Origin of the sequence: Micromonospora sp. LA-10 (genome assembly GCF_051853095.1) — a bacterium.
GTDB lineage: Bacteria > Actinomycetota > Actinomycetes > Mycobacteriales > Micromonosporaceae > Micromonospora > Micromonospora echinospora_A.
The window spans coordinates 153,468-174,741 of sequence record NZ_CP195710.1 but is presented as its reverse complement, the minus strand read 5'-3'; the positions used below and the strand labels follow the sequence as shown (position 1 = coordinate 174,741).

Sequence of the window (21,274 nt, the reverse complement as noted above, 5' to 3'; positions counted from 1 at the left end):
GGTCTCGGATGCCGCCTCGCGGGTCATTCTCACCGGGCCGGGGCCGCCGGCCATCGGCGCAACGGCTGCTTCCGGTCGCCGGTCGGCGGCCCGGCGCTCGCGCGGCACGGCGCGGCGCGGTAGGTGGTCGGTATCGGACACACCGCCACGAGTACCAGACCCCGGCAACCACCTTCCTCGTCGATCATGAAGTTGGCGGGGACAAAAAGGACTGATTCCGCCGCCAACTTCATGATCAACGGGGTGAGGGGGGCAGGGAGGGAGAAGCGGGCGGGGCGGGGTCAGAAGCGGCGGGGTGGGGGGATGCCTGCCGGTGGAGGGGTGCGGAGCAGCCAGATCGGGTTGCTGGCGCCGACAATCTCGCCCTCGCGGTCGCGTACCTGGGTGCGCACGTACGCGCCGGCGCCGACGCGCACCGGCTGGTCGTGCCAGCCCGACCGCAACTGCCGCCACGGAACCTGCCCGACCCGGACCGCCGGAGTCGGGTCCGCGACACCGGCCCGGTCGACCTCGCCGGTGACGACCTCCAGTGTGGCCCCGGCGGGCAGGTCGGTGGCGCGCAGCCGCACCGTGACGGTGTCCTCGGTGAGCACGGCGAGCGCGCCCATGCCGCTGCGGCCACCGAGTTCCAGGTCCAGCTCGCCCCGGTAGCCGGCCAGGTCGGCGAACCACGCCTGCCCGGCGCGCAGCGCCGCGACCAGGTCGTCGCGGCCGGTCGAGGCCGCCCAGACGGAGGTGATGTTCCGGTCCCGGCCGGCCCGCCAGTCGGTGCCGTCGTGGTCGTCGGTGACCCCCACGGCGGTCAGCGGGATCGCGTTGCGGGCCGCGACGTCGTACGCCCAGAGGTAGTCCTCGACCGGCCGGCGCCCGATCTCGATCAGGTCGACGCCGAGCGCGTTGCGGCTGACCAGCAGCCGGGCCAGTGATTCGCGGCGTTCGGTGTCCAGCGGATGGTTCCAGCACACCACCCCGCCGTGCGAGTGCAGGAACCGCACCATCTTCTCGGTGGTGTCCACGTCGTTGTCCCGGTACGGCGGGGACGGGAAGCTCGGCAGCGTGCCGTCGCCGCCGAACCAGTTGAGATGCCGCACCATGGACACCTCGTACGCGCGGTGATGGGTCACGCCCGGGTACGCCCCGTCGTAGCCGCTCAGCACCTCGGCGCGCATCTCCTCGCCGGCCTGCCCGGCGCGGCGGGCCCGGTCGAAGACGAGCCGGTCCACCAGGTACGCGCCGCGCGCGCCGCCGGATGCCGTGACGCCGAGGCGCAGCCCGCGCAGCGAGTTGTCGCCCGCGACCAGATCGGGCCAGAGCCGCCGCACGTCGGCGAGCAGCTCGAAGGTGTGCCGCTGCCAGGCGCCGGCCGGGGCGGGCCGCTCGACGGTGCCGAAACGACCGTCGACGGAGTGCCGGACCGCGTCGACGCCGCCGAGGCGGTAACGCAGCACGAGCTGCCCGGCGGGGCGGCCGGGTCCGGCCGGGTGGTGCGACAGCGCGATCTCCACGGTGAGTGTGGCGTCGGGGCCGGCCGCCTCGGGGCGTACGTCGAGGTGCAGCGTGGTGTCGGTGATGTTGGAGGTGTGCGTCCAGTTCCACGCCTTGCCCGCGTACCAGTGGGTGCCGGTCCCGGCGGCGGCCAGGCGCAACGCGCGGCCGGGGCCGTCGGGGGCGTCGGGGACGTCCACGAAGTCGGCGGCCGAGGCGGTCAGCCGTCCGTCGGTGGCGGGTTGCCAGGTCCAGGCCAGGCCGCCCTCACGTTCCTCCGGGCCGTCGAAGTGGACGACCCGGCGGTGGTCGTGGGCGGCGACCCGGAAGTCGTGGTCGGTCCACCAGAGCACGTCGACGGCGTTGCGCCGGGCCTGGTCGAGGTGGGCGGCGTAGCTGGCCACGCCCTCGCTGAACGAGGCGTGCAGGTGCATCGCCATGCTGATCGGCCGTCGTCCGCGCGGCGCGGGCGGCGGCGGCCGGTCGTTCGTGGCGGCCAGCCCGACCGGCACGCCGATCCCGGCGACCGCAAGGCCGCCCGCCGCGACGAGCACGCTGCGCCGGTCCAGCCGTGCGCGACCTGCCATGCCTCTCCCCCATCCCGCCGGGGCCAGCGTACGGGCGGACGGTCAGCGTGGGGGCGCCGCCACCCGGGCGGCGAGCGGCCGCCCGGCCAGGCGGCGGATCGCCAGGTACGCCTCGCAGCCGAGGCAGAGCCCGAACGCGCCGTTGAGGAACGCGGCGGCCAGCGCCGCGCCGGTGGCCGCCAGGCCGAGCGCGGGCAGTCCGGCGAGCCAGCCGGCCGCGCCGACGACGCTGAAGCCCAGCCCGACGAGCTGGGCGAAGCGCACCGGCGCGACCGGCTCCAGCTCCGCCGGCGGGTCCAGCCGGGGCGCGACAAGGGCGCGGAACAGCAGGCCGTACGGGCCGAGGCGCGGGTTGAGCGCGGTGAGCGCGAACACGACGGCCTGGGCGAGCAGGAGCAGCCCGGAGCCGGTGACGAGGACGATCGCGAGGACGACTGTGGTGAGGACGGCGGCGAAGCGCGGTCCCCGGGGATCGAGCAGCATGGGGTGGGTCCGTTCGGGTGGGGCGGTCGGTCAGGCGGGACGGACCGGCGCACAGAGGCTCGTGGCGAGCCGCCCGTGGTCCACCACCCGGCGGCGGATCAGCCGTACGCCGGTCATCGGGCTACCCCGGCGGTGAGCGCGGCGATCAGCTCGTCGCGGTCGGGCACCCCGGCGGCCCGGCGCACGATCCGGCCGGCGCCGTCCACCACGAGCACGGTCGGGGTACGCCAGACGTCCAGCTCGCGGGCCGCGTCGAGGTGCTCGTCCACGCCGACCTCCAGTACCGCGACCCCGTCGAGGCGGGCGGCGACGTCGGCGAGGACCCGGCGGGCGGCCCGGCAGGGCGCGCAGACCGGGGCGGAGAACTGCACCAGCGTGCGCTCGCCGGGGCGTACCCCGAGGGCGGTGAGGGTGGCCCGGTGCGGCGCGTCGGTGTCCGATGGGCGCTTCCGGACGGCGCGCAGCCGGCCGTCGTGGCGGCGGCGCCACCAGCCGAACGCGGTGGCGGCCGCGAGCACCGCGACGAGCACGAGAATCCCGGTCGGGCTGGGCGACTGCACGGGTCCAGGCTGCCACGGCTGATCACGACGCGACATGGTCCGTCCCGGTCAGCGGACGTGAGATCGCCTACTCCGGCGGTAGGAGCGGCCGGCGAACGTCGCTTTTGTCCTCTGGCGCGCCGCGCGGACTTGGCAATATTCTCCACCTCGCGCGCAGCTGCTGGAGTTCCTTTACATCCCCCGGCCCCGGCCGGGCCATCGAGGAGGCGGAATGCACTTCGACCACCCCGAGCTGGACCGCCGTACGCTGCTGCGGGCCGGCCTCGGCGCCGCCGCGGTCGCGGTCGTCGGGAGCGAGCTCGTCCGGCCGGCCGCCGCGCACGCCGCGCCGGGCGCGGACCTCGACTGGATCATCAGCTGCGACGAGTGGGCCGCCCGCCCGCCGGCCGACCCGCTGTCGGTCAGCGCGATCCCCACCAACAAGATCATCGTGCACCACATGGCGTTCCCGAACGTCACCGACTACTCCGAGGAGCACGCCAAGCAGCTCGCCCGCGACTGCCAGGACCTGCACATGGACGGCAACGGCTGGTCCGACACCGGGCAGCACTTCACTGTGAGCCGCGGCGGCCACGTCCTGGAGGGACGCCACGGCAGCCTGGACCGGCTGCGCGCCGGCGACCGGCAGATGATCTCCGCGCACTGCCCGGGCGAGAACGGGCGGGCCATCGGCATCGAGAACGAGGGCACCTACGTCACCGAGACGCCGCCGGAGGAGCTGCTGGACTCCCTCACCCGGCTGTGCGCCGCGATCTGCCGGCAGTACGGGCTGCACGCCCACGACATCTTCGGCCACTGGGACTTCCGGGCCACGCTCTGCCCGGGCGCGATGTTCTACCGGGAGTTCCCGGCGCTGCGCCGCGCGGTGTTCAAGCAGCTCGGCACCAAGCTCGGCGACGTGCCGGCGCGGCGCTGGCCGGACATCTGGCGCTTCGTCGGCGGCCCGGTGGTTCAGGTCGCCCAGCGCCTGCTCACGTTCCGCGGCTACACCGTGCCGGTCACCGGCGTGTTCGACGCGGCAACGGTCGCGGCGGTGCAGGACTGGCAGGCGCGCAACGGCGTACCGGTCGACGTCGACGCCACGCTGACCGCGCCGACCTGGGAGACCCTCGCCCCGGAGCTGGACCAGAAGTCCACCGGGATCCCGGTGGCCGCGGCGCAGTTCATGCTCGCCTCCAAGGGCTACGCCGAGGTGACCGAGACCGGCGAGTACGACCACGCCACCCGCACGGCGGTGAAGGACCTCCAGCGCCTGCACGGACTACCGCCCAACGGCAAGATCAGCACCACCACCTGGTGCGCGCTGGTGGGGGGTGTGGTGCGCCAGTCGTTCCACAAGCACTGACGGCGCACCGGCGGGGAGAGCGGTGGGGGTGGCGACGACGCCACCCCCACCGCGTCGTTGCGGGGCGGAACGCGGCGAAACGTCGGCATTGACGACTGGTGAACGACGGCTATCCGGGACGGCAGTGGTGCGCCGATCATTGCCCGCAGATAGATATGAGTCATTCTCACCTCCGGGCAGGACGCCCGGGCGCGGAGGCCGAGACGCCGTCAGCCGGGCGTACCGAACGGTCCGACTCCGCGTCCCCGGAGGACCCCGCCATGCCACGACCCACCCTTCGTGCCCGCCTCGCGGCGCTGACCGCAGCCGCCCTCACCGCGAGCGTCCTGACGGTCGTACCCCCGTCACCGGCGCTCGCCGCCACCACGTTCACCCCCGACGACTACTGCCTCGGCCAGTGCGCCGACATCCTGCCGCCCGGGCAGAACGGCAACGCCACGCTCGTGGCGATCCTCGCCCACCAGGCGCTCGGCACCCGGCCCGCGCACTCCAGCGACCAGCTCGACGAGTACGCGAACCTGGTCTACAACTACGCCGGGCTGACCGACGAGCAGATCGCCCACTTCTACAACGACGCCTCCTTCGGCGTCCCCGACGGGCAGGTCGAGAGCACGATCTCGCCGCGCTCGGACGTCACCATCGTGCGGGACAAGGCCACCGGCGTCCCGCACATCACCGGCACCACCCGCGCCGGCACCATGTTCGGCGCCGGGTACGCCGGCGCCCAGGACCGGCTCTGGGTGATGGACCTGCTGCGGCACGTCGGCCGCGGCAACGTCAGCTCGTTCGCCGGCGGCGCCCCCGGCAACCGGGAGCTGGAGCAGAGCGTCTGGGCCAACTCGCCCTACACCGAGGCGGACCTCCAGGCCCAGGTGGACGCGCTGCGCCTCAAGGGCACCCGGGGCCAGCAGCTCTACACCGACGTGGCCGACTACATCGCCGGCATCAACGCCTACATCGACAAGTCGATCGCCGACGACAACTACCCCGGCGAGTACGTGCTCACCGGCGCCGGCAAGCCCAAGCACTTCACCATGACCGACCTGATCGCCACCGCCGGCGTCATCGGCGGCCTGTTCGGCGGAGGCGGCGGCAGCGAGGTCCGGTCCGCGCTGGTCCGGGTCGCGGCCCGCGCCAAGTACGGGGCCACCGAGGGCGACCGGGTCTGGGCGGCGTTCCGCTCGCAGAACGACCCGGAGACCGTGCTGACGCTGCACGACGGGCAGAGCTTCCCGTACGGCGCGACGCCGCCCGGCGCCACCAGCGCGGTGCTGCCCGACGCCGGCACCGTGGCCGCCGAACCGCTCGCGTACGACGCCACCGGCGGGGCCGCCGCCCGCACCGGCAGCAGCGCCGCCACCAAGGACCTGCTCGGCGGCCTGTCCACCCTGCGCACGCACGGCATGTCCAACGCGGTGGTGGTCTCCGGCAGGCACACCACCACCGGCAACCCGGTGGCCGTGTTCGGCCCGCAGACCGGCTACTTCGCCCCGCAGCTGCTCATGCTCCAGGAACTCCAGGGGCCGGGGATCAGCGCGCGCGGCGCCGCGTTCGCCGGGCTGAACCTCTACGTGCTGCTCGGCCGCGGCCAGGACTACGCGTGGAGCGCCACCTCCGCCTCGCAGGACCTGACCGACACGTACGCGGTGCCGCTGTGCACCACCGACGGCACCGCGCCGACGCTGCGCTCCAACCGCTACCTCTACCGTGGGCAGTGCCTGGCCATGGAGGTGCTGGAGAAGCGCAACTCGTGGTCGCCGACGCTCGCCGACTCCACCCCGGCCGGCGCGTACACGCTGCGCGCGCTGCGCACCAAGTACGGGCTGGTCGCCTACCGGGGCATGGTGAACGGGCAGCCGACCGCGTTCACCAAGCTGCGCTCCACCTACCGCCACGAGGCCGACTCGGCGATCGGCTTCCAGGCGTTCAACGACCCGGCGGCGATGGGCAGCGCGGCGGCGTTCCAGGCGTCCGCGGCGAACGTCGGGTACGCGTTCAACTGGTTCTACGTCAACTCGACCGAGGCGGCGTACTACAACTCCGGCGCGAACCCGGTGCGCTCCTCCACCTCCGACCCGAACCTGCCGATGAAGGCCGAGCCGGCGTACGAGTGGGTCGGCTGGAACCCGGACACCAACGACGCCACCTACGCCCCGGCGTCGGCCCACCCGCAGTCGGTCAACCAGGACTACTACGTCAGCTGGAACAACAAGCAGGCGCGGGACTTCGGCGCGGCCGACGGCAACTTCAGCTACGGCGCGGTGCACCGCGGTCAACTGCTCGACGGTCCGGTGCGCGCCGCGATCGCCCAGCGCAAGCTCGGCCGCGCCGACGTCGTCCGGATCACCGCCGAGGCGGGGGTGACCGACCTGCGCGGCCAGCAGGTCCTCGCCGAGCTGCTGCGGGTGCTGGACAGCACGCCGGTCACCGATCCGGCGCTGGCCGCCGCGGTGACCAAGCTGCGGGCCTGGCAGCAGGCCGGGTCCCGCCGGGTGGAGACGTCACCCGGCTCGAAGGTCTACCAGCACGCCGACGCCATCCGGATCTTCGACGCCTGGTGGCCGCTGCTGGCCGCGGCGCAGTTCCGGCCCGGCCTCGGCCCCGACCTGTACGGCGCGCTGGTCGACGCCCTCCAGGTCAACGAGTCGCCCTCGGGCGGTCAGAACGCGGCGCGCGACGGCACTGTGAGCTGGGCGTCGCAGGGGCAGGCGCACAAGGGCTCGGCGTTCCAGTACGGCTGGTGGGGCTACGTCGACAAGGACCTGCGCGCGGTGCTCGGCGACCCGGTCGCCGGCGGGCTCGGGCGCACGTACTGCGGCAACGGCAACCTGGGCGCGTGCCGGCAGTCGCTGCTGGACACGCTCGGCCAGGCCGCGGCGGCCCCGGCCACCACCGTCTACCCCGGTGACTCGTCCTGCGGGGCCGGGGACCAGTGGTGCGCCGACGCGATCGCCCAGTCCGGGCTCGGCGGCATCACCCACCCGCTGATCGGCTGGCAGAACCGGCCCACGTACCAGCAGGTCGTGTCGTTCCCGGCGCGCCGGGGCGACACGGTGACCAACCTGGCGCAGGGTCGTGCCGCCACCGCGTCCAGCACGCAGTTCCTGACCAGCAACACCCCTGCGAAGGCGGTCGACGGCAGCCTCAACAGCAGGTGGGCCAGCAGCTACAACGACAACCAGTGGCTGCGGGTGGACCTCGGCTCGGCCCGCACGATCAGCCGGGCGGTGCTGCGGTGGGAGGCCGCGTACGCGACCGGCTACCGGATCGAGGTCTCCGGTGACGGCAACTCCTGGCAGCCGGTGTTCAGCACCACCACCGGCAACGGCGGCGTCGACAACGTGACGTTCGCGCCGGTCAGCGCCCGCTACGTGCGGATGTACGGCGTCACGCGGGCCACCTCGTACGGCTTCTCGCTCTACGAGTTCGAGGTCTACGGACGGTGAGCCCGGGCGGCCGGCCGGCGGGAGTCATCCGCCGGCCGGCCGTCACGTCCGGGCAGGCCAGCCGCCATCTTTCGAACAGGTGTGCGAGGATGGCGGGGTGTCGAGCGAGGCCACCATCCTGCACGCCGACCTGGACGCGTTCTACGCCTCGGTCGAGCAGCGCGACGACCCCCGGCTGCGCGGCCGGCCGGTGATCGTCGGCGGCGGCGTGGTGCTCGCGTGCAGCTACGAGGCCAAGGCGCGGGGCGTGCGCAGCGCGATGGGCGGCCGGCAGGCGCGGCGGCTCTGCCCCGACGCGATCGTGGTGCCGCCCCGGATGGCCGCGTACACCGCCGCCAGCCGGGCCGTGTTCGAGATCTTCCGGCACACCACCCCGCTGGTCGAGGGGCTCAGCATCGACGAGGCGTTCCTCGACGTGGGCGGGCTGCGGCGGCTCGCCGGAGCGCCGGCCGGCATCGCGGCCGGACTGCGCGAGCGGGTACGCCACGAGGTCGGCCTGCCGATCACCGTCGGCGTGGCCCGGACGAAGTTCCTGGCGAAGGTGGCCAGCGGCGTGGCCAAGCCGGACGGGCTGCTGGTGGTCGAGCCGGAGCGGGAGCTGGCGTTCCTGCACCCGCTGCCTGTCGAACGGCTGTGGGGCGTCGGCCCGGTCACCGCCGCGCGGCTGCGCGAACGCGGCATCCGTACCGTCGGGCAGGTGGCCCGGCTGGACGAGCCGGCGCTGGTGTCGCTGCTCGGCGCGGGCGCGGGCCGGCACCTGCACGCCCTGGCCCACAACCGCGACCCCCGGGCGGTGCAGGTGGGCCGCCGCCGCTCCTCGATGGGCGCGCAGCACGCGCTCGGGCGGGGGCCGCACTCCCCCGCCGAGCTGGACGCGGTGCTTGCCGGGCTGGTCGACCGGGTCACCGGGCGGATGCGCGCCGCCCGGCGCACCGGCCGCACGGTGACGCTGCGGCTGCGTTTCGCCGACTACACCCGGGCCACCCGGTCGCACACGCTCGACGAGCCGACCGCGCAGACCGCGCTGCTGCGGGCCGCCGCCCGTGACCTGCTGGACGCCGCGCTGCCGCGAATCGCGCTGCACGGCGTCACGCTGCTCGGCGTCTCGGTGGGCAACCTCGGCGACGGGCACACCCAGCTGGCCCTGCCGTTCACCGCCGACCCGGGCCCGGCGCTGGACGCCGCCGTCGACGCGGTACGGGACCGCTTCGGCTCCCGCGCGCTGACCCGAGGCGTGCTGCTCGGCCGCGACCCGGGCGTGGAGATGCCCCGGCTGCCGGACTGACCGGTTCGTCTCCTCCCTCGGTAGGAGACGCGCTCCGACCCGGGGTCGCGGACGCGGCCTGCGGACGGGCGCGCGCGTCCCGCTCCGCGACCAGCATCTACAGGCATGACTACCGTGCGGAACCGGGCGGCCGGATGGCACCGCCCCCTGATGCTCCTCGTGTCCGCGATGGCGGTGCTCACCGTCGTCGCCGCGGTCGGCGTCGTGGCCGACCCGCGCGCGCTGACCGGCGCGCCCATCTGGCTCAAGCCGCTGAAGTTCGCGATCTCGTTCGTGCTCTACGGCGTCACGCTCGCCTGGATGCTCTCCCTGCTGCCGCGCCGCAGCCGGGCCGCCGAGCGGGCGGCCACGGTGATCGTGGCCATGGCGGTGCTGGAAATGACGATCATCGTGGGTCAGGTGCTGCGCGGCACCGCCAGTCACTTCAACGGCGCCACGACGCTGGACGCGATGCTGTTCAGCGTCATGGGCGTGGCCATCACCGTGCTGTTCGCCGCCCAGCTCGTGCTGGCGGTCGTGCTGTCCCGCCGCTCCCTCGCCGACCGGGCGGGCGGGTACCCGGTCCGGCTCGGCCTCGCCGTGTCGCTGCTCGGCATGCTCGTCGCGTTCCCGATGGTGGCTCAGCAGCCGGCCGGCGCGCCCGCCGGGATCAGCGGAGCGCACAGCGTCGGCGTGCCCGACGGCGGTCCCGGGCTGCCGCTGGTCGGCTGGAGCACCACCGGAGGCGACCTGCGCGTGGGGCACTTCGTCGGAATGCACGCCCTGCAGGCGCTGCCGCTGCTGGCGCTCCTGCTCGACCGGTTCCTCGGCGCGCGGCTGGACGAGCTGACCCGGGCGCGACTGGTGCTCGTCGCCGGGGCCGCGTACGCCGCTCTCACGCTGCTGCTGACCGCCCAGGCCCTGCGCGGACAGCCGCTGCTCGCCCCGGACGCGCTCACGCTCGCCGCGGCGGGAGCGCTGGTGGCGGCCACGGCGGCGGCCACCGCGCTGGTGCTCGCGCGACGGGCCCGCCGCGCCGGGGTGGTGCTGGTCGGATGACCGAGATCCTGTTCGGCCTGACGTTCACGCTCGCCGCCCCGTTCTGGGCGCTGATGATCCTGGCGCCGCGCTGGTCCTGGACCAGCCGGATCGTCGGCTCGCCTCTGATCGTGGTGCCGGTGCTGCTGATCTACGCCCTCCTCGTGCTCCCGTCGCTCGGTACGGTGCTGCCGGTGGTGACAGCGCCCACCCTCGACGGTCTGCGGGACCTGCTCGGCGCCGCCGACGGCGCGGCGGCGGCGTGGGCCCACATGATCGCCTTCGACCTGTTCGTGGGCCGGTGGATCTGGCAGGACGCGCGGGACCGTGAGCTGCCGGCACTGCTCATCGCACCGGTGCTGCTGCTCACGCTCCTGCTCGGCCCGCTCGGGCTGGCCGTCCACCTCGGACTGCGCGCCGGGTGGCGGCGGCGGGCGAACGTGGTGGCTCCGGCCGCCCCGGTTGCCTAGGCTGACGCGGTGGGCTGGGTCGGTCGGCTGTTCGACGCACGCGACACGCTCGCGCGGATCCTGCTGCTGAATCTCAGCGGCATCGGCTACCTGGTCGTCGGCGTGCACGGCCGTCCCGGGCCCACCGGGACGCAGTGGACGCTGGCGGTCCCGGCGTTCCTGCTGGCGCTGCTGTGCCACCGCCGGCCGCTGCTGAACCTGCTCCTCCAGTCGGCCCTGCTCGCGGCGGCGTTCCCCCTGGTCGACGACGTGATGATCAATCAGGTCGGCGCGAGCTGGGCGCTGCTGGAGCTGACCATGCGGGCCACCCGGCCGCGCACCGTCTGGGTGGGCGCCGGGCTGCTCGCCGCCGTCGACCTCAGCAACCTGATCGGCGAACCGGTCCGCACGGCGCTCACCGGGCTGTTCGGGCTCGCCGTCACCGTCTTCCTGCCGCTGCTGCTCGGACTGGTCGTGCGGACCACGAGGGAGTTGAGCCGGCAGGCCGAGGAGCGCGCCGAGGCCGAGCGGCGCCGGCGCGAGTCGGAGAGCCGGGCGGCCCGCGCCGACGAGCGCGCCGCCATCGCCCGGGAACTGCACGACGTGCTCGCGCACCACGTCGCGTCGATGGTGCTGCGGGTCGGGGTGGCCCGGCACGTGCTGCCCGACCTCGATCCGCGGGTCGGCGCGGTGTTCGACGACGTGCACGCCACCGGCACGGCGGCGCTGACCGACCTGCGGCGGCTGGTGGCGGTGCTGCGTGACCCGGACGGCGTACGCGGCGACGCCGCCCTGACCGCGATCGAGCCGTCGGCGCTGCCGACGGCGCTCGGCGCGGCGGTGGACCGGGCCCGGCAGGCGGGCGTCGTCGTGGAGGCCGACGTCGACCCGGCCGTCGGGACCCTCGACGCGGTACGCGGCCAGGCGGTGCTGCGACTGACCCAGGAGGCGTTGACGAACGTGGCCAAACACGCGGGCGCGGCGGCGCGGGCGCGGCTGACCGTGTCGGTCGAGGACGGCGCGGTGCACTGGACGGTGTCCGACGACGGGCGGGGCGCGGCGCCCGCCGGGGTGCCCTCCGGCGGCGGCCACGGGCTCGTCGGCATGCGGGAGCGGGTGGAGGTGCTCGGCGGGCGGCTGGAGGCCGGGCCCACCGAGTCCGGCTGGCGGGTGCGGACCGTGCTGCCGCCCGCCCACCCCGCTCCCCGGCCCCGCCCGGGCGCGCCGGAGCCGGTGTGATCCGGCTGCTGCTGGTCGACGACCAGCACCTCATCCGGGCGGGCCTGCGCATGCTCTGCGACGCCCAGCCCGACCTCGACGTGGTGGGCGAGGCCGACAACGGCCGGGACGCCGTCGCGCTCGCCGCCCGGCTGCGGCCGGACGTGGTGGTGATGGACCTGCGGATGCCCGGTGTCGACGGCATCACCGCGACCAGCCGGATCCTCGCCGACCGGCCCGCCACCCGGATCATGGTGCTCACCACGTTCGGCGACGACGACCGCCTCTACCCGGCGCTGACCGCGGGCGCCTGCGGCTTCCTGCTCAAGGACGCGCCCCCGGCCGACCTGCTGGACGGCATCCGCCGCGCCGCCGCCGGGGACAGCCCGTTCAGCCCGGAGGTCCTGCGCCGGCTGGTCGAGCGTGCGGTGCACGCCCGCGCCGGCGCGCCCCGGCGCACGGCCGAGCTGACCGCCCGCGAGCGGGACGTGCTGGACCTGGTCGCCGACGGACTGTCGAACACCGAGATCGCCGACCGGCTGCACATCGGCGTGACCACTGTGAAGACGCACATCACCAGCCTGATGACCAAGACCGGCAGCCCCAACCGGGTACGCCTGGCGCTGTGGGCGCGCGGCGGCTGAGCGCCCGGCGGCTCACTCCTCGATCGCGCCGCCCACCGCGCGCAGGTGCGCCCGGAACGTCAGCGCCGGGTCGGCCGCGCGGGCCGTCAGGTAGGCGGCGAACCCGACCTGCGACCGCAGCGACTGCCCGGCCCGGATCCGGTCGGCCTGCCGCCGCTCGGTATCCCGGATGGACTCGGCCAGGTCGAACAGCTCCCCGGCCCGGTCGGCGGGCACGAACAGCACGCCGTCGTCGTCGGCCAGGGCCAGGTCCTGCGGGCCGACTGTGAACGACCCGACCCGCGCCTGCTCCAGCGCCCCGTCCGGGCGCGGCTCCAGCTCCAGCGGCCCGCTCGGGGTGGCGCCGAGGCTGAACACCGGCAGCCCGACCGCCACCAGGTCGGCGGTGTCGCGGTGCGCGCCCCACACCACCAGGCCGGCCAGGCCGGCGGCCCGCGCTTCCAGCACCACCAGGTCACCGACGCAGGCCCGGTCGGTGCGCCCGTCGTCGTCGACGACGAGCACGTCACCGTCGGCCGCCCGCTCGATCGCCTCGAGGAAGACGTCCACGCTGCCGACGTGCCGGGCCGGGCGGACCCGGCCGGCCAGGCGCCGCCCGGGCAGCACCGGGCGCACGGCGGCCGGAGCGCAGCGGACCTCGACGCCGGCGCGCAGGCAGGCGTCGGCGACGTGAGCGGTGGTCAGCGCGGCGAGCCGCGCGGCCGGGACGCTGTGACGGGTGTCCATGGCCCGACGCTAGCGAGCCGCACCTGCCCCGGCAGGTGCCAGTTGCCGCCCGGTGGCCTTTCCGCGAAGAGGCCGCGGGCCGGGTCAGGCGACGCGGCTCGGCGGGCGGAACGGGTCCTTCCGCCGGCCCGGCGCGCCGCGTCCGGCAGCGCGGGCGGGATCGGCTCGCCGTACTGCAACGCGGTGGCGGAGCGGCGGGCGATCGACCGGGCGTAGAGCACCAGCCGTTCGAGGTGCTGCGTCGCCTCGGCGTACCTGTGGAACTGGGCCCGGCGGTGCCAGCGGGCGGGCGCGATGGTCACCACCTCCTCGGCCCCGCTGAGCGCGTCGTTGAGCCGCCCGATGTCGGGCTCCAGTCCGCGCAGGTCCTCCAGCGCGCGCTGGGCCGCGTCGGCGTCGCGCCGGGTCAGCGCGTGCGCGACGGCGTCGAGCCGCGCGGTGAGCCCGGTGGTCACCGGCTCCACGGCCTTGTCCAGCACCCGGATCGGGTTGACCGGCAGCAGCAGCGCCACCACGAACAGGCCGACCAGCCCGCCCACCAGGGCGTCGAAGAGCCGGGGCAGCTCCAGGCCGGGCTGTACCGGCGCGAGCGTGGCGATCAGCACCGCCGTACCGCCGGCCTGGCCGACCAGCGCTCCGCCGCGCCCGGCCACCAGCAGCGCGGTGGCGATGGCGAGCGTGACCACCAGGCCGGTCTGCCAGGAGCCGCTGCCGAGCAGGGCGCGCAGCAGGTCACCGACCACGATGCCGAGGCCGACGCCGATGAGCAGTTCGAACGTGCGCCGGGCCCGCTGGCCGATCGCGGTGGCGATGGTGCCGACCGCGGCGGCCGGGGCGAAGACGTGCGCGCCGGAGCCGAGCAGCCACTGGGCGAGCAGCGCGGCGAGCGCCGCGGCCAGGCCGGCCTGCGCGGAGATCACCAGGGTGATCTCCAGTTGGCGCATCCGGTTCCGGCCGGCCGTGCCGCCCTCGGCGCGGACCCGGGCGAGCACGCTGCCGCCCCGTTCGACCGCCCGGTCCAGGGGCGAACGGACGGTGTCGCGCGGGCGGTCGGCCATGGCGACGGTTACCCGCCTCCGTGGCGGTGAATCGTCCGCCCGGCTCGGCCGGTGCCCGGATCAGCGCCCGAAGGTGCGATCGAGCAGGTCGAACAACGCCGCCCAGTGCCGCTTCGTGGCCTGCTCGTCGTACATGGGCGTGTCCGACTGGGTGTAGCCGTGGCGGGCGCCGGGATAGACCTCGGAGCGGTAGGTGACACCGGCCGCGTCCAGCGTCTTCTCCAGCACGGCGATCTGCTCGGCGGTCATCGACGGGTCGGCGTCGGCGTGCCCGAAGTAGAGCTCGCCGGTCACCGCGCCGACGCCCAGGTGCGGGCTGTCCGGGGCGTCGGTGACCACCCGGCCGGCGTGGAACGCGGCCACCGCGGCGATCCGGTCCGGCAGCGCCTCGATCGCGCGCAGCGCGTTCATGCCGCCCATGCAGTACCCGGTGACCGCCGCCGGGCCCGGCGCCACGTCCGGCTGGGTGGCGAGGAAGTCCAGGTAGGCGGCGGTGTCCCGGGCCACCGTGTCCGGCGTCAGCGCGGCCATCATCGGGCCGATCCGCTCGAACAGGGCGCCGCGGCGGCTGTCGTCGGCGAGCGCGCCGAGGTCGATCAGCGGGGCGCGCCCGGCGCGGTGGAACAGGTTGGGCGCCAGCACGACGTATCCGCGCTCGGCGATCGTCGCGGCCATCTCCGCCACCCGGGGCCGCAGCCCGAAGGCGTCCATGAACAGCAGGACGGGCGGGAAGGGCCCACCGGAGTCCGGCCGCGCCAGGTAGGCGTCCGCCGTGCCGTCGGGGGTGGGCACGTCCACGATCGTCGGCTGCACTGTCTCGACCTCCTCGCGCTCGGGTTTCCCGCCGCACGCTACTCCCGGCCCGGCAGGGCCAGGACCTCGGGTTTCCGCTCCGGGGACGCGCCCGTTTGCCGGGGCCGAGCGCGGGAATCCCGCTGTCCCGGCGGAGGAAGGCGGCGAGATGGACCAGGATCAGTTCATCGGCGCGGTGGCCCAGCGGAGCGGCGCGTCCACGGAGCAGGCCACGGCGATCACCCGGGCGACGTTGACGACGCTGGCCGAGCGGATCGACGGCGGGGAGGCCCGCGACCTGGCCGACCAGCTGCCCGAGGCGCTGCGGGCCTACGCGTTCGGCCCGGCCGAGGCCGCCGAGCCGTTCGGGCTCGACGTGTTCGTGGAGCGGGTGAGCGGGCGCGCCGACGTGGACGTGGACGCCGCCCGCGACGGGATCACCGCGGTCCTCGATGTGCTGCGCGACGCCATCGACCCGGCCGCGTACGCGCAGGTCGTCGCGCAGCTCCCGGCCGAGTACGGCGACGTGGCCGACCAGAGCGCCCCGTACGTGCGGCGCACGGCGTGACGGGGGCGCGATGAGCGAGGACGCGCTGCGCCGCCCGCCCGAGGCCGACGCGCAGGAGCAGCGGCAGGACGAGACGCTCGTCGGCCCGCCCGACACCGTCGACACGGCCGTGCCCGAGGCGAGCGAGGCGGACCTGGCCGAGCAGGGCGTGCTGCGCCCGCCGAGCGACCGGGCCGGCCTGGGCGAGTCGGTGCGCGGCGACCTGACCGCCGCCGACGCGGTGGAGCAGAACACGGAGGTCCCGCTGCCCGACGAGGAGCACTGGGCCTGACCGTCAGTGGTCCGGGCTGTCCGGGCGGGCCATCAGCCGCAACGCGTTCGGGTCCAGGCCGACGCGGACCGGGGTCTGCCCGTACGGCTCGCCGTCGACCTCGATGCGGGCCGGCCGGTCGGTCTCCAGCCACAACTGGCGTACCGCCAGGAACGGCTCGTCGCCGAGCGTGCGGCGGTGGCCGGCCGCCGCGTTGCGCGCCGTCTCGCGCAGCAGTCCGCGCCGGGTCGGCCCACCCACCGGGTACGCGACCAGCAGCCGGTCGTCGGCGGTGGCGTCGGCGGTGATCGGGCGGCCGGCGTGGAAGCCGCCGTTCGCCACGTACACCTGGTGGGTGGTGAACGTGTGCTCGCGGCCCTCGGCGCGGACCGTCACCGCCAGCGGCCGGTGCCGGGCCAGCAGCCCCAGCCCGGTCATCGGGTACGCGAGCCGCCCGGCGATCCGCTTCAGCCCCGGCGGCGCGGACTGCATGATGTCGGCGGACAGCCCGATCCCGACGTGGTTGGTGAACCGGGTGTCGCCGATCAGGCCCAGGTCGACGTCGATCACCTTCCCACCGGTGAGGACGCCGATCGCGGCGTCCAGGTCGAGCGGGACGCCGACGGTGCGGGCGAAGTTGTTCGTGGTGCCCAGCGGCAGCAGGCCCAGCGCGATGTCCCGGTGGGCGAGCAGCCGGGCGGCCGCGCCGACGGTGCCGTCGCCGCCGCCGGTGACCAGCAGGTCCGGGCCGAGGTCGGCGGCCTCGGCGAGCACCCGGTCCAGTTCGCCGGGCCGGTCCACCGGGTACGCGCCGAGCAGCGCGAACCCGGCCGCGCGCAGGCGCGAGTGGACGGTGTCGTAGAGCCGCCGGCCACGGCGGGAGTGGGCGTTGACCACGAGCGCCGCCCGCCGTCGTTCCCGGATCGCCGTCGACAGCTCCTGCTTGGTCCGCACGGTTGCGACAGTAGCCGCCCCCACGGGGCCGTGGGCCGGTTGCGCTGCCGACGTTGACGGGGTTGGTTATCGTCGCGACGGCCGTGATCGTCGATCTTCCAGGATGGTGCCCAGATGAACCAGCCGGCAGCGCCGCAGGCGACAGCACCGGTGCCCCCGCCCACGCAGCCGAAGCGCCCGGCGCGGACCCTGATCGGGCTGGCGCTGATCGTCCCGGCGGTGATCGCCTGGATCTGGTCGTACGTCCTGCCGACGCTGTCCACAGTGGCTCGCAGCTTCCAGGGTGACGCGCTGCGCGGCTCGGGCGAGTCGGTCGGTACGGCGAACTACGAGGCCGCCTTCACCTCCGGGTTCGCCGGCCAGGTCGGGTTCGCGGTGCTGCTCAGCCTGATCCCGCTGGCGGTGGCGCTGCTCGCCGCGCCGCTGCTCGCCGTCCTCGCCGACCGGGCTGGCCGGGTCGCCCGCCTGGTCACCCGGGGCGCGCTGGCGCTGCCGCTCGCCGCGTACGCGCCGGTCGCGGTGTTCCTCGGCCGACGCGCCGAGCACATCGAGGACGGCACATTCGCCCAGACGCTGCAGTCCCCCCGGACGTTCCTCGTCTCGGCGCTGGCACAGGTGACGTTCGGGCTGGTCGTCGCGGTGGCCGCGACGCTGTACCTGAGCGCCCTGCGCCGCCGCGAGCCCGACCAGCGGCCCGCGTCCGCCATGCTGGCCGTCGGCGGGCTGCTCGGCCTGAGCGTCCTCGCCGCCGCCCTGCAGACCTACACCGCCCCATACATCCTGACCGGCGGCGGACCGCGCGGCGACGACACGGCGACGCCGGTGTTGACCGCCGCGCAGACCTCGTTCCGGACGATGCGCCTGGGTGCCGGATCGGCCACGTCGACGCTGCTGCTGGTGCTGCTCGGGCTGCTCGGACTGGCCGCGGTGGCGCTCATCCTGGCCACCCGGCTGCGCATCGAGTTCGACGGCTGGCGGGACGGCCCGGCGGTCCGGGAGGCGGAGTCCTACTCCGGCCGCCGGCCGCTGCTCGTCGGGCTGACCGCTGTCGCGCTCGTCGTCGTCCTCGGCGTGACCGTCTGGGCGTCGCTGCCGTGGCTGCGGAACCTCTCCTCCGACACCGGGCCCCTGCCCCGGGGGGTCGAGACCTCGAACCTGTTCGCCAACACCTGGGTGCCGCCACTGCTGTCCACACTCGTCGCGGTGGCGCTCGCGGCGCTGGCCGGGTTCGGGATCGGCGCGCTGCGCCCGCTCGGGCGCTACAGCGAACTGCTGCTGGTGCCGTTCGCGCCGTGGTTGTTCGTCGGTATCGGCCCGCTGGCCATCGCCGGTTTCGAGCGCACCATGGAACTCAGCCAGCTCGGCCTGTTCCTCGGCCTGGTGCCGCCGACCTGGCTGTCGGTGCCCGCGCTGTTCGCGTTCACGCTGCTGTTCCGGGGTCAGCACGAGCGGTGGCGCTCCGGCGGCGGCGTCGCCCGTACGCTGCTGCTGCCGGCGCTGCCGATGCTGGCCGTGACCGCGTTGGCGACCTGGCTGGCGCACGCCCAGTCGCCACTGTGGTCGACGCTGGTGGGCCGGGGCCCGGACAGCCTGACCGCTCCCGCGCTGGTGAACATGATCGCCAGCCGCGCCTTCGGCGCCGGGGGCGAGCTTCCGCTGGGCCTGATCCTGCCGCTGCCCATGCTGATCCTGTTCGTGCTGCTGTTCGTCGCGCTCATGGTCGGCTACGTGGACCGGCTCGCCATCCGGGTGGGACGGCACAGCGACGCGGACGCGCCGCCTGCCGGGGCGGGCGAGCTCGTCGCCAAGGTCACCGCATAGGGAAACCCCCGATTACGGGCGGTGACGGCGCGCCTAGCGTCGCAGGCATGGCAACTGACGCGCTCACACCGGTCCGGACCGCCCGTCTCCACCGCGCCCGCCTGGCGCTGCCCCTGGTGCTGCTCGCCCTGCTCGCGCCGGCCGGATGCGACTCCGGCGGCGACGTGCTCGACGGCGGCTCGGCCGACACCGTGGCGGGCGAGGACGGCGGCGACCCGGACGCGGGCGCGGTGGACGACGTGCGGCCACCGTGCCCGTTCACCGCCGCCCAGGTCTCCGAACTGGTCGACCGGAAGCTGCGCGACGAGGGCAACTGCTCGTTCGGCGACGGCATCGCCCAGCTGGCGGTCACCACCGCCTCGGCCACCGCCGGCAAGGCCACCTACGACTACCAGCACAACCAGGCCGCCGAGCAGTACGAGAAGGTCGTCGACCTGGACCGGGGCGAGCGGGGCTACCTCGCGGTCAAGGACGTGCGCGGCGAGGCGGTGCTGATCGACGGCAAGGGCACGTACACGGTGACCATCAGCAGCTTCGGCGGCGGCACCGCCGGCAACGAACAGATCCTGCGTCGCGCCCTCGACGCGATCCCGGCCTGAGCGGGGCCGGCATGCGAACCCGCCGACTGATCGCGCTCGCGTTGACCGCGACCCTGCTCACCGCGCCGGCCGGCTGCGGCGGCGACGACCCGCCGGCCGCCGGTGGCGCCGCGCCCGGCGCGGGCTCCCCGGTGGCGGACCCGACCGGGGAGGCGCCGGTCGAGCCGAGCGCCGAACCGGTGGACGCCGCCGACGCGCCGGACGCCTGCTCGCTGGTGCCCAAGGCCGACGCCGAACGCCTCGCCGGCACGCCGCTCGACGAGCCGGTGGTGGCCGGGCAGTCCTGCACCTACACCGCGCCGACGAGCGGGCCGACCGCCCAGGTCGAGGCGTTCGTGGGCGAGGGCGCCAAGAAGTACCTCGACATCGAGCGGCAGCTCGGGCACGAGATCCGCGAGCTGAGCGGGGTGGCCGACGAGGCGCTGCTCACCTACGAGGCGTTCTTCCTGCGCAGGGGCGAGCTGTGGGTCGCGGTGCGGCTGGTGCGGCTCAACGACCCGCAGGAGAACAAGGCGCCGCTGGAACGGCTCGCCCGTACCGTCGCCGGCCGGATGTGAGACGCCCGGTGCGTGGCCGTCGGCTGCTCGCGGCCGGCCTGGTGGCGCTGCTCGCGGTGACCGGCTGCGGCGGCCCCGCGCCCGGCCCGGCCGACGCGGGCGACGGGGAGCAGCCCCGGTACGGGCAGGCCCCGGCGCCGGGGAAGGACGTCACGCTGCAACCGGACGTGGTGCTGGTCGGCGGCGGCAGCCGCACCGTGCGGTCGGTGAGCCCGGACGGGCTGACCTGGCGGCTCGACCCGGACGCGCGCGACGCCGACCGGCTGGCGCCCGGCCGGGTCATGTTCCTCACCGGACGCGGCGTGGGCCGGGTGCTGGACCTCGCCGAGGAAGGCGGCGACCTGGTCGTCACGATCGGCCCGGTGACGCTCACCGAGGTGATCCGCGACGGCACGTTCGGCGGGGACGACGTCACCCTCGACCGCCCGACCGTCTACGTGGCCGGCGAGCCGTCGTGGACCCGGGACGCCGCGGCGGCCGGTGGCACGCTCGGGCGGGCCCGTCGGCTCGCCGTCGCGCCCGCGCAGCCGCCGCCAGCGCCGGGCGGGCAGGCCGCCGCGAGCGCCCACGGCTACCGGGTACGGACGTTCTGCTGCGCCGGTGGCGTCGGCACGCACTTCACGTACGACGACGGCGGCGTCCGGCTCGCCGGCACCGTCACGCTGACCGTCGGCCGTCCCGCCGCGTCGTTCCACCTGGCCATCGGCGCCGGCCGGGTGACCCGGGCCGAACTGGAGATCGGCGGCGGCTTCGGCGTCAAGGTGGACTTCACCGCCGGCGTCGACGGCGGGCAGAACCACCGCCGGACGTTCCCCGTCCCGGTCGACATCGCGTTCCCGATCGGGCTGGTCGCCGGCCTGCCGCTGTCGTTCACGGTGAGCCAGACGCTGGAGGCGGCCACCGCGTTCGGCGCCCGCCTGGGCACGTTCCGCGGCGCCGGCGAGTACGCGCTCGCCGGCAAGCTCGGGTTCGGTTACGCCAACGGCCAGGTGGGCTCGCGCGTGACGGAGGGCTTCGCGCGCCGGGTGAGCCTGCTCGACTCGCTCACCGGCGTGCCGGTCGGCGTGATGGGGCTGGTCGTCCGGCACGGCGTGCGGTTCACCATGGGCATCAGCGCGTTCCTGTTCACCGCCGGCATCTGGTTCGAGCTGGTGACCTCGTACGGGGCCACGATCGGGTCCGCGCTGGGCGCGCCGTACGCGGTGTGCCGGGGCGTCGGTCTCGGCGTACGGGCCCGGTTCGGCATCGGCTACCGCATCCTGGAACCCGTCGTCCAGGTGATCAACAAGTTCCTCAACCTGCTCAGCCCCTCCCGGGCGCCCCGGATTCCGCCGATCGCGGCGACCGCCGGACCGAGCTGGAGCGCCGACGTCTACCGCAACCAGGAGGTGATCCCGCCCGTCTCGATATGCGGACAGGTTCCGGGCTAG

General features: G+C 75.1%; 20 protein-coding genes. 13 read left to right on the top strand and 7 right to left on the bottom strand.

Going from position 1 to position 21,274, the window contains the following annotated elements; all coding sequences use genetic code 11:
* Positions 1-281: 281 nt before the first annotated feature.
* The 3 genes from ACSDG8_RS00775 to ACSDG8_RS00765 form a co-directional block, all read right to left on the bottom strand.
* Positions 282-2,072 carry a hypothetical protein gene (locus tag ACSDG8_RS00775; RefSeq protein WP_439427523.1) on the bottom strand — a complete coding sequence of 597 codons (1,791 nt, stop codon included), beginning with the start codon at positions 2,070-2,072 and terminating at the stop codon, positions 282-284.
* 42 nt (positions 2,073-2,114) lie between these two features.
* The gene (locus tag ACSDG8_RS00770) at positions 2,115-2,555 is read right to left on the bottom strand and encodes a DUF4395 domain-containing protein (protein ID WP_210894502.1); all 441 of its coding nucleotides are present in this window, start codon (positions 2,553-2,555) and stop codon (positions 2,115-2,117) included.
* A 113-nt stretch (positions 2,556-2,668) separates the two neighbouring features.
* Positions 2,669-3,115: a thioredoxin family protein gene (locus ACSDG8_RS00765; RefSeq protein WP_307856214.1), complete on the bottom strand. Its 447-nt coding sequence runs from the start codon at positions 3,113-3,115 to the stop codon at positions 2,669-2,671.
* A gap of 211 nt (positions 3,116-3,326) precedes the next feature.
* Between ACSDG8_RS00765 and ACSDG8_RS00760 the strand changes: the two genes are divergently transcribed.
* From ACSDG8_RS00760 to ACSDG8_RS00730, 7 genes are all read left to right on the top strand, one after another.
* Entirely contained in the window at positions 3,327-4,460 is a 1,134-nt protein-coding gene (locus ACSDG8_RS00760) for a peptidoglycan recognition protein family protein (protein ID WP_439427522.1), read from the top strand.
* A 260-nt stretch (positions 4,461-4,720) separates the two neighbouring features.
* Positions 4,721-7,906 (top strand): penicillin acylase family protein, encoded by a 3,186-nt coding sequence (locus tag ACSDG8_RS00755; protein WP_439427521.1) that lies wholly within the window; start codon positions 4,721-4,723, stop codon positions 7,904-7,906.
* Between the two features lie 97 nt (positions 7,907-8,003).
* Complete coding sequence (dinB, locus tag ACSDG8_RS00750) at positions 8,004-9,191, top strand: DNA polymerase IV (RefSeq protein WP_210894510.1); 1,188 nt, start codon at positions 8,004-8,006, stop codon at positions 9,189-9,191.
* A 105-nt stretch (positions 9,192-9,296) separates the two neighbouring features.
* Complete coding sequence (locus ACSDG8_RS00745) at positions 9,297-10,229, top strand: hypothetical protein (protein ID WP_210894512.1); 933 nt, start codon at positions 9,297-9,299, stop codon at positions 10,227-10,229.
* Positions 10,226-10,678, top strand: coding sequence for an ABA4-like family protein (locus ACSDG8_RS00740; protein ID WP_210894514.1), 453 nt, complete (start codon positions 10,226-10,228; stop codon positions 10,676-10,678). The genes ACSDG8_RS00745 and ACSDG8_RS00740 overlap by 4 nt, the downstream gene beginning before the upstream one ends.
* 9 nt (positions 10,679-10,687) lie before the next feature.
* Positions 10,688-11,896: a sensor histidine kinase gene (locus ACSDG8_RS00735; RefSeq protein ID WP_210894516.1), complete on the top strand. Its 1,209-nt coding sequence runs from the start codon at positions 10,688-10,690 to the stop codon at positions 11,894-11,896.
* Positions 11,893-12,519, top strand: a complete 627-nt coding sequence (locus ACSDG8_RS00730; RefSeq protein WP_439427520.1) for a response regulator — start codon at positions 11,893-11,895, stop codon at positions 12,517-12,519. The genes ACSDG8_RS00735 and ACSDG8_RS00730 overlap by 4 nt, the downstream gene beginning before the upstream one ends.
* 12 nt (positions 12,520-12,531) lie before the next feature.
* Here ACSDG8_RS00730 and ACSDG8_RS00725 read toward each other — a convergent pair whose 3' ends face one another.
* The 3 genes from ACSDG8_RS00725 to ACSDG8_RS00715 are packed head-to-tail and all read right to left on the bottom strand — an operon-like array spanning position 12,532 to position 15,116.
* Entirely contained in the window at positions 12,532-13,245 is a 714-nt protein-coding gene (locus tag ACSDG8_RS00725) for an RraA family protein (protein ID WP_210894520.1), read from the bottom strand.
* Positions 13,200-14,303, bottom strand: coding sequence for an FUSC family protein (locus ACSDG8_RS00720; RefSeq protein WP_247678506.1), 1,104 nt, complete (start codon positions 14,301-14,303; stop codon positions 13,200-13,202). Before ACSDG8_RS00720 ends, ACSDG8_RS00725 begins: the two co-directional genes overlap by 46 nt.
* Before the next feature lie 60 nt (positions 14,304-14,363).
* Entirely contained in the window at positions 14,364-15,116 is a 753-nt protein-coding gene (locus ACSDG8_RS00715) for a dienelactone hydrolase family protein (protein WP_210894522.1), read from the bottom strand.
* Positions 15,117-15,264: 148 nt separating this feature from the next.
* Here ACSDG8_RS00715 and ACSDG8_RS00710 point away from each other — a divergent pair, with 148 nt between their 5' ends.
* Both ACSDG8_RS00710 and ACSDG8_RS00705 read left to right on the top strand, forming a co-directional pair.
* The gene (locus ACSDG8_RS00710) at positions 15,265-15,663 is read left to right on the top strand and encodes a DUF2267 domain-containing protein (protein ID WP_210894524.1); all 399 of its coding nucleotides are present in this window, start codon (positions 15,265-15,267) and stop codon (positions 15,661-15,663) included.
* Positions 15,664-15,673: 10 nt separating this feature from the next.
* Entirely contained in the window at positions 15,674-15,934 is a 261-nt protein-coding gene (locus ACSDG8_RS00705) for a hypothetical protein (RefSeq protein WP_210894526.1), read from the top strand.
* Between the two features lie 3 nt (positions 15,935-15,937).
* Here the strand turns inward: ACSDG8_RS00705 and ACSDG8_RS00700 are convergent, their stop codons facing one another.
* Positions 15,938-16,867 carry a diacylglycerol/lipid kinase family protein gene (locus ACSDG8_RS00700; protein WP_210894528.1) on the bottom strand — a complete coding sequence of 310 codons (930 nt, stop codon included), beginning with the start codon at positions 16,865-16,867 and terminating at the stop codon, positions 15,938-15,940.
* Positions 16,868-16,981: 114 nt separating this feature from the next.
* Between ACSDG8_RS00700 and ACSDG8_RS00695 the strand changes: the two genes are divergently transcribed.
* Genes ACSDG8_RS00695 through ACSDG8_RS00680 form a run of 4 tightly spaced genes read left to right on the top strand, consistent with a single transcriptional unit; the run spans position 16,982 to position 21,274 of the window.
* A complete protein-coding gene (locus ACSDG8_RS00695; protein WP_210894530.1) occupies positions 16,982-18,688 on the top strand; it encodes a sugar ABC transporter permease in 1,707 nt (568 codons plus the stop codon).
* Positions 18,689-18,735: 47 nt separating this feature from the next.
* A complete protein-coding gene (locus ACSDG8_RS00690; protein ID WP_210894532.1) occupies positions 18,736-19,287 on the top strand; it encodes a hypothetical protein in 552 nt (183 codons plus the stop codon).
* An 11-nt stretch (positions 19,288-19,298) separates the two neighbouring features.
* Complete coding sequence (locus ACSDG8_RS00685; RefSeq protein WP_210894534.1) at positions 19,299-19,844, top strand: hypothetical protein; 546 nt, start codon at positions 19,299-19,301, stop codon at positions 19,842-19,844.
* An 8-nt stretch (positions 19,845-19,852) separates the two neighbouring features.
* Positions 19,853-21,274 (top strand): hypothetical protein, encoded by a 1,422-nt coding sequence (locus ACSDG8_RS00680; RefSeq protein WP_439427519.1) that lies wholly within the window; start codon positions 19,853-19,855, stop codon positions 21,272-21,274.